This window comes from Paenibacillus swuensis (assembly GCF_001644605.1).
Classification (GTDB): domain Bacteria; phylum Bacillota; class Bacilli; order Paenibacillales; family DY6; genus Paenibacillus_N; species Paenibacillus_N swuensis.
In genome coordinates this window covers 4731626-4743802 of the sequence record NZ_CP011388.1, presented here as the reverse complement: position 1 = coordinate 4743802, position 12177 = coordinate 4731626, and the positions used below count along the sequence as shown (strand labels likewise).

7 protein-coding genes are annotated in these 12177 nt (G+C 46.4%); all 7 read left to right on the top strand.

From position 1 onward, the window contains the following. Nucleotides 1–154: 154 nt before the first annotated feature. The gene (locus SY83_RS21375; RefSeq protein WP_068610230.1) at nucleotides 155–2071 is read left to right on the top strand and encodes a discoidin domain-containing protein; all 1917 of its coding nucleotides are present in this window, start codon (nucleotides 155–157) and stop codon (nucleotides 2069–2071) included. A 120-nt stretch (nucleotides 2072–2191) separates the two neighbouring features. Further along, on the top strand, nucleotides 2192–3919 hold the full coding sequence (locus SY83_RS21370; protein ID WP_068610228.1) for a sensor histidine kinase: 1728 nt from the start codon (nucleotides 2192–2194) through the stop codon (nucleotides 3917–3919). Then, complete coding sequence (locus SY83_RS21365) at nucleotides 3916–5268, top strand: helix-turn-helix domain-containing protein (protein ID WP_068610226.1); 1353 nt, start codon at nucleotides 3916–3918, stop codon at nucleotides 5266–5268. Before SY83_RS21370 ends, SY83_RS21365 begins: the two co-directional genes overlap by 4 nt. A gap of 158 nt (nucleotides 5269–5426) precedes the next feature. Further along, complete coding sequence (locus SY83_RS21360; protein WP_068610224.1) at nucleotides 5427–7115, top strand: type 2 periplasmic-binding domain-containing protein; 1689 nt, start codon at nucleotides 5427–5429, stop codon at nucleotides 7113–7115. Nucleotides 7116–7196: 81 nt separating this feature from the next. After that, on the top strand, nucleotides 7197–8087 hold the full coding sequence (locus SY83_RS21355; protein WP_068610222.1) for an ABC transporter permease: 891 nt from the start codon (nucleotides 7197–7199) through the stop codon (nucleotides 8085–8087). Between the two features lie 15 nt (nucleotides 8088–8102). Further along, a complete protein-coding gene (locus tag SY83_RS21350) occupies nucleotides 8103–8990 on the top strand; it encodes a carbohydrate ABC transporter permease (protein WP_068610220.1) in 888 nt (295 codons plus the stop codon). Between the two features lie 6 nt (nucleotides 8991–8996). Next, nucleotides 8997–12167, top strand: coding sequence for an alpha-mannosidase (locus SY83_RS21345; protein ID WP_068611286.1), 3171 nt, complete (start codon nucleotides 8997–8999; stop codon nucleotides 12165–12167). Nucleotides 12168–12177: the final 10 nt, after the last annotated feature.

The window sequence follows — 12177 nt, the reverse complement described above, 5'->3', positions numbered from 1 at the left end:
ATGTCTACACGGCTCCCCTTATGAATCCCGCATCGGAATGCTACACTAAAAATTGTAAACGTTATCAAATTACGATTGGAGGTGAAATGTCAAGCGAAACACCGCTTTAGGCAATAGAGTCTCGGACTAATCTGCGAGTTAAAGGAGTGTTGGAATGATGAAGAAGACAGGTATCAAGTTGCTGTTATTGGTATGGTGTTTCACACTGATGTTTGGCCATGCTGGGGGTTTCATGAACAAGGCGGAGGCGGCTGCTACAGGTAAATTTCACATTGAAGGCAATCAGATCATCGATCCGAACGGCAATCCATTTATCATCAACGGAACGAATATTAGCGGGTATAACTGGGTGTGGGAGCTGGACATGTCAACGGACTCCTGGTTAAATACGATCAAGAATGTATGGAAATTCAACACGGTGCGGGTTAACAATAAAATAGGAGGAACCCAATACCATAAGGATAAGCAATATCTATACAATCTAATCGATAAATACATTAACAATAACGTGGTTGTCCAGGTTGAAGCTCATGATTTCTCCGGAAGCTATTACACGGACACGACAACGCCTTCCCTTACGGAATTAGCGGACTTTCACAAAGATCTAGCGACGCGGTATAAGAACCATCCCAAAGGCAGTTATCTGTGGTTTAATGTGATGAATGAACCCGGATACAATCATAATCCAGTACCTCAACAATATGTGGACACCCACAAACGAGTGATTGATGCGATTCGGAGCACCGGCAACGAAAGTATCATTATCGTCGACGGTGATAACTTCGCTAATGACACCGTCACTTACAACGGCTCGCAAATCGGCGATTCTGAAAGCGGCTTGCTGTCACACGGACAAACGCTGCTCAACCACGATCCCCTGAAGAATTTAACATTTTCGATCCACATGTACGGGGGCTGGCAATATGGCGATGCGGTACTGTCGAACGGAAAGACCCGCTTCACCGATTTCAAGGATCGTGTATTTGCTAAAGGCCTCTCGTTCCATGTAGGCGAATACGGGATGTACAACGGAACCTTTAACAATACAGGGGTTGCCTCGGTCATTAAGAATGAAGTCGTTCCTAACAATATCGGCCGAATCTCTTGGCACGCTTTCTCGGGAGACCTGATGAATGATCATGTCACCGTAACTTGCGGCAATATCTCTTGTGTCGATCGGACGGACGGTGTAGCGAAGCCGACGAACCTGACGCCGTTCGGGAGTCTGGTATGGGACTTGACTCACCCGCCGGTGTACTCGGCCAGCGGTTCCTGCAACGCGGGTGAATCCGCGGCTAAAGCTTTTGACGGACAGCAATTTACGAAATGGTGTGCGGGCACAGCAGCCAAATGGTTACAGGTGGATTTTGGAACGAGCTATGATATCACGAAGTTCTATGTCGGTCACGCAGGATCGGGGAATGAGAGCGGTAGTTACAACACGAAAGCTTTCGAAATTCTCACCTCCAATGACGGCACAAACTGGACTCCTCAGGTGTCTGTCAACAATAACACTTCATCCGCAACAACGCATACGATCAATGCGGTGCAAGCAAGATATGTCCGGTTAAACATTACGCAAGCCGAACAGAGCGGCAACAACGCTGCACGGATCTATGAGTTTAAGGTGCTCCGATTAACGAACGTTGCGCTCAATCAACCTGCAACGGTGGACGGTAACTGTTCCTTCGATTCCTCCGGTTCAAGCGCGGTGGACGGATTCGGTTTCTATCCGAACACGAAGTGGTGTAACAATAACGGAAATGCCGTGAAGTGGTTGAAAGTGGACTTACGCGCTGTGAAAACGTTAAGTAAATTCGTCGTAGGCCATGCTGGATCCGGCGGAGAAACGGCGAATGCCAATACGAAGGATTTCACCATTGATACGAGTATGGACGGTGTGAACTGGACGAACCGAGTTACCGTAACCGGGAACACAGCCAATACCACTACGCATACAATCTCGCCGGCGGATGCGCGGTATGTCCGGTTGTCCGTCACCAAGGCCGAGCAAGGTCAGTACAACACGGTCAGAATATATGAATTTCAGGCGTTCGGCATAGATAAATAAGACTTACCCGGTACAGACAAAACCAAGTATATCCATTAAACTATTTCTATTAATTCATGCTGTGGAAGAAGGCGGAGGTTCTCCTGCCTTCTTTTTTCCCCACCAAAGGAGATCTGTTTAATGAATCTGTTTACTAAACCGAGAACGCTGAAATATAGGCTGAATCTGCTCCTTATTTTCATTTCATTGGTGCCTTTAGTCATCATTGGGATACTATCCTACTATTCCATTTACTCCATTTTGAATAATAAGATTGATAAGGGGATCAGACAGTCGGAAATTAGAATGAAAGAAAATATTGAAACGGTGCTGTTTAATCTGAATTATACGTCACAGCGGTTTGCCTTGGACTCGGAGTTAATTCGACTTTTTGACAAGGATACGCCGTATGATGATGTTTTTCGAAGATTTGAACTTATCGGCGAGCTTAAACGAATCTACAATCTATACAACTTTACGAACCCCGCGCTTGGCTTTATGATGGTCTATTTTCCCGGGACGGATATTCAATTTCCCAGCATTTCTGTAAGGACGGATGCCGCGCCTGAACGATTGCCTGTCCTGTCCGCTATTGATAACGTTACGTTCCACGGCCCTCATGAAACACAATATGATACCAATCCGCGCAAGCTCGTGTTTTCGGTAAGTCGTAAATTGTCCTTGGCCACTAACAGACCCGCTTATATTTCCATTGAGTCTAATTTGTCGGAAGCGAGCAAATTATTGGTCGATAACCAATTCGGTTATGAAGCTCATCACCTGTTAACGGATGGGAATGGCAAGTATATCTATGACGGTTTACGAAAGAAAACGGGGCATGCCACAACATTGCCTTCATTCGGAAATAAAGATCGCATCGCGCACAAGGGCTATTACTTCTATAAAGAAACCAGCGTGATGGGCTGGAGTGTTCTTACAGCGATTCCCATCGCCGGTTTCAACCGAGAAATTAATCAATGGATGGTGCTGTTTACGTTAGGTATTGTCTGCACGCTCATTCTCGCATTAATGATTGGCTTTGCCATCTGGAAGATGATTTATGGTCCTTTGATTCATCTCAACAGACAAATTCAATCCCTAGCGGACAGTAATTTTCATACCGAAATCGAAAAAACCTCAATTCCTGAGTTTGATCAAGTGTTGAACAAATTTTCCTGGATGAGACAACGGATCTGGAAATTGCTTCTGGAGGTGGAGCATCAGGAAAAGGAGAAACGTCATCTGGAAGTGGAGAAGCTTGTTTCTCAGATGAATCCCCATTTCTTATACAATACATTGAACACAATACAATGGCTGGCAAGGCAAGCCGGTCATGATGAAATATATAAGCTGGTTACCTTGTTCTACAAACTGTTACGTTACAATATCGGAAAGAACGGGACCGTGGTCACCATGAAGGAAGAAGTGGCCGCGCTGAAGGATTATGTGGAATTGCAGCAAATCCGGTACGATTATGAGTTCAAAGTACATATCGATATGGATCAAGGCTTGGAGACGGTTAGAATACCGAGGTTCGTTCTGCAGCCATTGCTGGAAAATGCCCTATACCATGGTTTGGAGGATGGTCAGGGATTGATTGGCGTACGTATTCAAACGCATAATAGCGACGAATGTTTAGTTGAAGTGTGGGATAACGGAAGAGGTATGACTGCTGATGAAATTGCTGTCTTGCTTCATTCTGAAGAGCAAGAAAAGCAAGTAGGGCTGGGCATCGGGGTGAAATTCGTGGATCGGATGCTTAAAGTGCATATGGGAACGGAGCTTCGAGTAGAAAGCAGCCAAGGGAAGGGGACGCGGTTTCTGTTTACGCTGCCCCTTACCCGAATGTCGGAGGAGGTTAAGCCATGATCAGAGCCATGATTGTTGATGATGAAAGGCTGGTACGCAAAGGGTTTATTTCGACGATGCCGCTCCACAAATACAATATAGAGATTGTTGCCGAGGAGCGCAACGGTAAAGCTGCCTTGGAAACGTTGTTAACCGCGCAGGTCGATCTTCTGTTCACGGATTTGACGATGCCCGTTATGGGCGGATTCGAACTGATAGAACAGGTGCGTACTCTTCATCCGCATATTAAAATCGTGGTCCTTACCTGTCATGAAGACTTTAAGTTTATCCAGAAAGCGTTACGAATGGGCGCTATTGATTATATTGTAAAGCTGGAACTGGAAGAAGATATGATGGAAGAAGTGTTAAAGCGGATTACAGGGAAGATGGCGACGAAACAGGATTCCGGTGAATACGGAGCGGACCAGGGTTTCATGTATGCGGTTCGACCCGGGATTGAAGTGTCCACGCTATCAGATGCGGATTGGGATATTCAGGGCAGGACTGTAGTGGACATCGATTTGGGATTTAAACTGGTGCTTGGCGGGGAAGCTGTGGTACCGCCGGATGCCGCCCGATGGTTCCAAATCAGGGTAGAAGGGCTGAGATATACAGATCCGAGTAATCTGGCTAAACGTGTCCAGAGGTTGAAGGACGCCGCGCTGTTCTATGAGGAATATCCGGAAAATACGACATATTTACATTTAAATGAGGCTTATCCCGCGTTTAATGAGAATGAGGCGGATGTCAAAGCAGGCAGTGATTTCTGCACAAATTCATTAGCTTGGTTATACAACGATGCTGCTTACAATCAGCTCCTTATGGAACTTCGCAGGCTTCACCTGCATCCAAGACTAGTCCGGGCCGTATTTTACTCCGCATATTCCAGATGGTCTTCGCTCATACCTAACTTATCTCAAACGAGCCAAGGCTTCGAGCATTGTTTATATTGGCAGGATTGGATTAGCTGGCTTGAGCGGGTAAAGAAGCAACTGTTAGTTCGACAGGAGAAGGAATTTGCTTATTCACGCGACATTGTGGAACGGATACTGGAGGCCGTTGAGTATATTTCTAAAGATTACGCGGTGGATTACAGTCAGGATGAGCTTGCTCGCAAATACCATTTAAGCCGGAGTTATTTCTCCCAGAGCTTTAAGGACATCGTAGGGAAGCCGTTTCAGCAATATTGCAAGGATCTGAAATTGGCCAAAGCCAAGCAATTGTTATTGCAGACGGATACACAAGTAGGAACGATTGCCACTTTGTGCGGATATGACGATACCCGTTATTTCAGCCGCATATTCAGAGAGGAAACCGGATTGCTGCCTACGGAATTTCGTCAAGCCGCGGCAAGTTCAACCCGGCAATGAATAAAGATGTCGTTGAATGTGGGAAATATGTTCGTTGTTCCGTGAAAGATTGAAATGTTTCTACATACGGGAAAACTTCGTTCACTCACGGAATGACAGCGTTTACTTATACAATGAAAATGTAAATAAGTGATCTTAATCATGGGAGGGTTCAAGAAATGAAACATTATTATTCCCGATGGCTGACGGCAACGCTGGCTGTCATGCTGCTCGCTTTACCGGCCTGCAGCAATTCGGCGGGTACCAACAACAATGCGAACGCGGTGTCAGACGGCAAGAACGCAACAAACCAAGGCTCCACCGAAGAAACGCCAACACCGGTTGAAAAGGCGGATCCCTTCGGTAAATATGCTGAACCGGTCAGTTACACCACCGCGATCGGCACAAGGCCCAATGTGAAATTTCCCGAGGGAAATTCCTACGAGGATAATCATGCGACACGTTACTTGAAAGAGAATTACAATATTGAGACGAAAGTGATTTGGACCGCGCCAGCGGAGAACAACGGTCTTCGGGACCGCCTGAATTTGGCTATTGCCAGTAATGATATTCCGGATATATTTGTTGTCGGAGATTTGAATCAATTAAAGAAGCTAGTACAGAACGGCATGATTGAAGATGTAACCAAAGTTTATGAAGATTATGCTTCTCCCACATTCAAAGATTTTCATTCAGCGGCGGGTAACAAAGCGTTGGAAGATGTGACCTTTGACGGTAAGCTGATGGCGATTCCGAACTTATCCGTTCAATCCGAGGGTCATGATTTTGCATGGATTCGCCAGGACTGGCTGGATAAATTAGGTCTGCAGCCTCCGAAAACGTTCGAAGACCTGACGAACATCGCGCGAGCTTTCAAAACCCAGGATCCTGACGGTAACGGAAAAGCAGACACAGCCGGTTTCATTGTGGGGAATGATCCTCGCACATTTAACTTAGGCTTTTATGCTAACAAAGCAACAAGACTTATGATACAAAACGAGCAAGGCGAGGTCATGAGCGGAATGGATACGCCGGAATACAAAGCGGGCGTGGCCCAAATGGCCGAGTTATATAAGGAAGGTCTCATTGACAAGGAATTCGCATTGAAGGATGAGGCCAAAAACAACGAAATGATCGCTAACGGTAAAGCGGGCATTATGCAATGGGTATGGTGGGGCCCTTATTATCCTTTGAATGAAACGATGAAGAACGACCCGAACGCCGATTGGAAACCATATGCAATACTGAGTGATGACGGCAAGTGGTATGGAACAGCTAAGCAGCGCTCATGGCAATGGGTTGTGGTGAAGAAAGGATTTAAGCACCCAGAGCTGGCGATGAAGCTTGTTAATATTAACGAAGAATTCGAACTGAAGCGTATTCCTGAACTGACGGAGCTGTGGGAGAAGAAAGTGGAAGAGGGCGGCTACAATAAATTCTTGCCGTGGCCTGTGGCGGCGGCAGCCAAGTATGAGGATGAAATCGAAAGACAGTATAAACTGTTGAAGGAAGCGCTGGACAAGAATGATAAATCAACCTTAACCGAAGAGTTTCAAAAGCATTTTGACAGTATTCAAAAATTCAAAACAGACCCCAAAAATCTAGACAATTGGGCGGCTCAGCGGGCCTGGGGCGATGCATCTGAAATTTTGACCAATACGCCGAAAGCATATATTGAGCCGATTTACCTGACTACAGAAACCACGACTGCCAAATCGGCGCCTCTGGACGATCTGACCAAGAAAGAAATTACGGCGATTGTAATGGGACAGAAGCCAATCAGCGCTTATGACGAAATGGTAAAAGCATGGAAACAGCAAGGCGGAGATCAGATTATTAAAGAAATGACAGAGCTGTTAAAGAAATAACATTACAGATCAGGGAAGGAGTGCGAGCGAAGCAAGCGGGCGCTTTCACTCCTTTCTTTCGGAATAGGCTGGTGTGCTGTTATGAATAACAAAGTTGAACGTTCCCATTACCACCTCATGTTACTCCCTGGTATCTTATTGCTGTTAATATTCAGTATTTATCCGATGTTCGGGGTGATTCTGGCATTTAAACAATTTAATCCTGTGGCGGGCATCTGGGGTTCTCCATGGATCGGCTTTGAGCATTTCAGATCCGTATTTAACAATCCGCTTAGTTTTCAAGTGGTCTATAACACGCTGTTTATCGCAACGGCGAAGATAATTGCGAATAATGTGGCATCGTTGGTATTTGCCCTCTTGTTAAATGAAGTTCGGATCCGATGGTTTAAACGTACGGTGCAAACTGTGGTGTATCTTCCTTATTTTCTATCGTGGGTTATCTTGGCCGGTATGTTTAAAGATATGTTTTCTAATGAAGGTTTAATTAACAAAACCTTAGGCCTTATGGGCGTTGATGCCATCACTTTTTTGGGCAGCAACGCATGGTTCCCGGCCATTTTGGTAGGCACGGATACTTGGAAGGATTTCGGATTTGGTGCCATTATCTATCTTGCCGCTTTAACCAACATTAATCCCAATTTGTATGAAGCCTCCGCTATTGACGGCGCTAACAGGTGGCAGAACTTGAAATACATTACGTTACCCAGCTTGACAACGACCATCATTCTATTGGCCACATTAAGCATGCAGGGTGTTCTGAATGCGGGCTTTGAACAGGTATTGAATATGTATAATGTCGTTGTTTATGAATCCGGAGACATTATAGACACTTATGTTTACAGGTTAGGCCTATCTCAGGCACAGTACGAAATCGCAACTGCAATAGGACTCTTTAAATCCGTGGTGAGCTTTATACTCATCGGTGTATCATCATATCTGGCTTATCGCTTTGCCAATTACAGAATATTTTGACGGGAGGGTACGCACATGATCCAAAACAAAACGTTGAGTTCCAAAATGGCGGACATCGCGATCCTTCTGATTCTTGCTCTGCTGGCATTGGGTTCTGTCACGCCCATTATAAATACTTTAGCCGTTTCCCTAAGCGACAGCTCCAAAGCCGCCGCAGGCATCGTATCCTTCTGGCCGATAGGCTTCACTTTGGATTCCTACGCAAATATTCTCAGTGACCAGAAATTTTTTGACGCGGCATGGGTATCGGTGAAGAGGGTTGTGTTAGGTGTCATTGTATCCTTGAGCGTCATTACCCTAATGGCCTTTCCTTTATCGCGGGAAGTCAGACAGTTTCCTTTAAGAAATGTATATATGTGGTTCTGTATCTTCACAATGATGTTCCACGGCGGGTTGATTCCGACCTTCTTAACGATTCGTGATCTGGGATTGATTGACTCAATCTGGGCATTGGTGTTACCGGGCGCGGCCAGTGTATTTAATGTCGTCTTAATGGTTAACTTCTTTCGGAACTTGCCCAAGGAAATGGATGAATCAGCTTCTATAGACGGTGCCGGACCCTGGTATAAACTCTTCGTCATTTATCTGCCGTTATCGGTTCCCATCCTTGCCACCATCGTTCTGTTTACTATGGTCGGTCACTGGAACTCTTTTTTTGACGGATTGATTTATATGAATAAAGAAGAGAATTATCCTCTGCAGACCTATGTGCAGCAGCTTGTGGTTCAGATTGATCCCACCAAGGAATACCGCGAGGAAGATATCGAATTGCTGAGATCGGTTTCGCAACGAACCGTGAACGCCGCCAAGATCTTCGTAACGTTACTGCCTATTATGCTGGTATATCCTTTCTTGCAGCGATATTTCATGACAGGCATTATGCTTGGTTCAGTAAAGGAGTAGATGCTTGTGTTTCTCCAATTAAAAAAATTAATAGCAAGAATAAATGAACTGGAGCGCTACCGTTTCAAAGAAAATCTGCACATTCATGAGTTTCGTATGCTGGAAGAGCCGATCGGGCAACCCTTCAGGACACCGCCTGCATCAGAGCATTCGGGTTGGAAGACGCGGACAACGGGAAGCCGGTGGAAAGGGAGAGACCGATACGCATGGATCTACACGGAAATCGAGGTGCCGGAAGCATGGCATACCGGAAGGGTTACCGGACGGTTTGACTTTGGCGCTAATTTCGGCGGGAATCTGGGAGGTTTTGAGTCGCTGCTTTATGTGGACGGAGCGCCTTACCAAGGTGTGGATATTCATCATAAAGAAGTGCTGTTTCCCATGGATTGCAAGGGGAAAAGCTTTAGGCTGCATTTCAGGTTATGGTCCGGTCATGAGTTCGGAGGGCCTCAGACAGAACAAGAGCATGTGTTTAAGCAATTTGAGCTCAGTTTGATGGATGTCCCAACGGATCAATTGTGCACCCGGGGCAAGGCGGTTCTGGAAACTTTAAATGTGTTGAATGAACACCGATACGAATATCAGGAACTTCTTAAGGTTTTGGATCGGGCGTTCAGCAGGCTGGATTGGTCCGAACCCGGATCAGACCGTTTTTATCAATCAACAGCGGAAGCATTAGATGTGCTGAATCTGGCCTTGTCTTCCATGAAAACCGAGCATCCGGTTACGGTAACCTGTGTCGGGCATACTCATATCGACGTAGCCTGGATGTGGAGGCTGCAGCACACAAGGGAGAAAGCGGAACGCTCCTTCACAACCGTCCTGCGGTTAATGGAAGAATATCCGGAATATAAATTTCTCCAGACGATGCCTCAAATCTATGAATATATTAAAGAGGATTCTCCGGAGTTATATGCGCAGATCAAGGAGAAAGTGAAGGAAGGACGTTGGGAAGCGGGGGGAGCGATGTGGCTGGAGGCGGACTGCAATTTACCTTCTGGAGAATCGCTGGTCCGTCAGATTCTGTATGGAACAGCGTTCTTCCGCGAGGAATTCGGTCAAGCATGCAAGTACTTGTGGTTACCCGATGTGTTCGGTTACAGTTGGGCACTGCCTCAAATTCTTAGCGGTTGCGGGATCCCCGTTATGATGACTACGAAAATCAGCTGGAATCAGTACAACCGTATGCCGCACGACACCTTCCGCTGGAGGGGGATGGACGGTTCGGAGGTGTTGGTGCATTTCATCACCACACCTGAGCCGGATGCCAAATCCGATACGTGGTTCTATACGTACAACGGGGATGTCAGAGCTTCCACCGTCACCGGCATTTGGAACAGTTACAAGGATAAAGAAATGAATAACCAGCTGTTGCTTGCCTATGGATACGGGGACGGCGGCGGGGGGGTGAACCGGAACATGCTCGAGATGCGGCGCGCTTTGTCCGAGATGCCGGGATTGCCCGAAATTGTAACAGGCACAGCCGATGAATATTTCTCCGGTTTGAAGAAGCGCGTGGATACCTACGACGGGTATGTCCATGTATGGGACGGTGAATTATACCTCGAGTATCACCGCGGAACCTACACGAGTCAAGCCAAAGTCAAGCGTTGGAACAGACAGATCGAGATTGCGTTGCGCAGGGCGGAGTGGCTTGGGGTAATGAATTCTCTCGTCAAGGGAGAACCGAGTCATTATGATAAAGCCCGGTTCGATCTAGCCTGGAAAATTGTTCTTCGAAACCAGTTTCATGATATCATTCCGGGTTCATCCATTGCGGAGGTATACGCCGATGCGGAGCTTGAGTATGAAGAAGCCTTCGGGCTAGTTCATTCAATTCAAGAGGAAGCCGTAACATCACTCCTTGAATCCAATGAAAACAACAGTGCGGTTTATACGATCTGGAACAGTTCCAATCAGATTCGGGCGGACTACGTGGTCATACCTTATTCGTATTCCGATGACTTATATCGTGAACAAAGCGAGTCGGTCCGTTGGACGCAACACGGCAAACAACTCGATGTTCAGCCGACGGAGGAAGGCTGGCTTGTCTATGTACCGGGTATTCCTTCTCTGGGTTATACCACACTTGAGAGCACAATAAACGACTCCGAGGAACTGTTGACGAAATTTGAAGCTTTTGAGTTAACCAAGGATGGCCTGATCACTCCTTTCTACAAGTTAAGCTGGAATGCAAGCGGTCAAATTACCCGACTTTGGGATCGTACAGCTGAACGCGATGTTTTGGCTGTAGGGTCAAAAGGGAATGTTTTTCAGGTGTTTGAGGATAAACCGTTGAATTTTGACGCCTGGGATATCGATATATTCAGCTTGGAGCATGGGCGTGAAGTAACGAATGCGACTTGCATTGAAGTCCTTGAAGCAGGGCCGTTGCGTGTAACCGTAAAGCTGGAATGGACTTATGGAAAATCCGTCATTCGTCAAAATATGATGCTGTATCGCGAGTCACGAAGAATCGATTTCCGTACCATAGTGGATTGGCATGAGAAGCAGCAACTGTTGAAGGTTGCGTTTCCTGTTCAAATTCGCGCGACGGAGGCCACGTACGACATTCAATTCGGGAACGTTCGCCGCCCTACCCACTGGAACACAAGTTGGGATTATGCGCGATTTGAAACCTGCGGGCATCAATGGGCCGATGTGTCGGAAAGGGGATACGGAGTAAGCTTGCTGAATGACTGTAAATACGGCTACGACATTAAAGACAGCGTTATGAGATTATCTTTGATCAAAAGCTCTGTTTGGCCGGATCCGAACGCGGATCAGGGAGAGCACGCATTTACTTACAGTCTGTATCCCCATGAAGGAGATTGGGCTGATGGAAATACCCAGACGGCCGCGTGGTTTTTAAATGAGCCCGTAACGGTTACTCAAGGCGGGATGGCCGCGGAGGAGCTTTCTTTATTTACCTTGTCCGCCGACTGTGTATGGGTGGATACCGTAAAGCAAACGGAAGCGGGAACCGATGTGATTGTGCGGCTTCATGAGTACAAGGGGAGTTCGGCGAACCTGCAGCTGATTCCTGCGTTTCCTTATAGACATTGGCGGTTCACTAATTTATTGGAGGAGAATTGCGGCCCTGTTCACGAGCATGAGATACGGTTTGATATCAAGCCTTATGAAATTAAGACGATTAAAATTACGTTCGGAAGCTGACTACGGTGAA

Excerpts from the sequence above, each read along its gene's own strand:
- SY83_RS21350 (WP_068610220.1), top strand. The coding sequence starts at position 8,103 with ATGATCCAAAACAAAACGTTGAGTTCCAAAATGGCGGACATCGCGATC.
- SY83_RS21370 (WP_068610228.1), top strand. The coding sequence starts at position 2,192 with ATGAATCTGTTTACTAAACCGAGAACGCTGAAATATAGGCTGAATCTG.
- SY83_RS21375 (WP_068610230.1), top strand. The coding sequence starts at position 155 with ATGATGAAGAAGACAGGTATCAAGTTGCTGTTATTGGTATGGTGTTTC.
- SY83_RS21365 (WP_068610226.1), top strand. The coding sequence starts at position 3,916 with ATGATCAGAGCCATGATTGTTGATGATGAAAGGCTGGTACGCAAAGGG.
- SY83_RS21355 (WP_068610222.1), top strand. The coding sequence starts at position 7,197 with ATGAATAACAAAGTTGAACGTTCCCATTACCACCTCATGTTACTCCCT.
- SY83_RS21360 (WP_068610224.1), top strand. The coding sequence starts at position 5,427 with ATGAAACATTATTATTCCCGATGGCTGACGGCAACGCTGGCTGTCATG.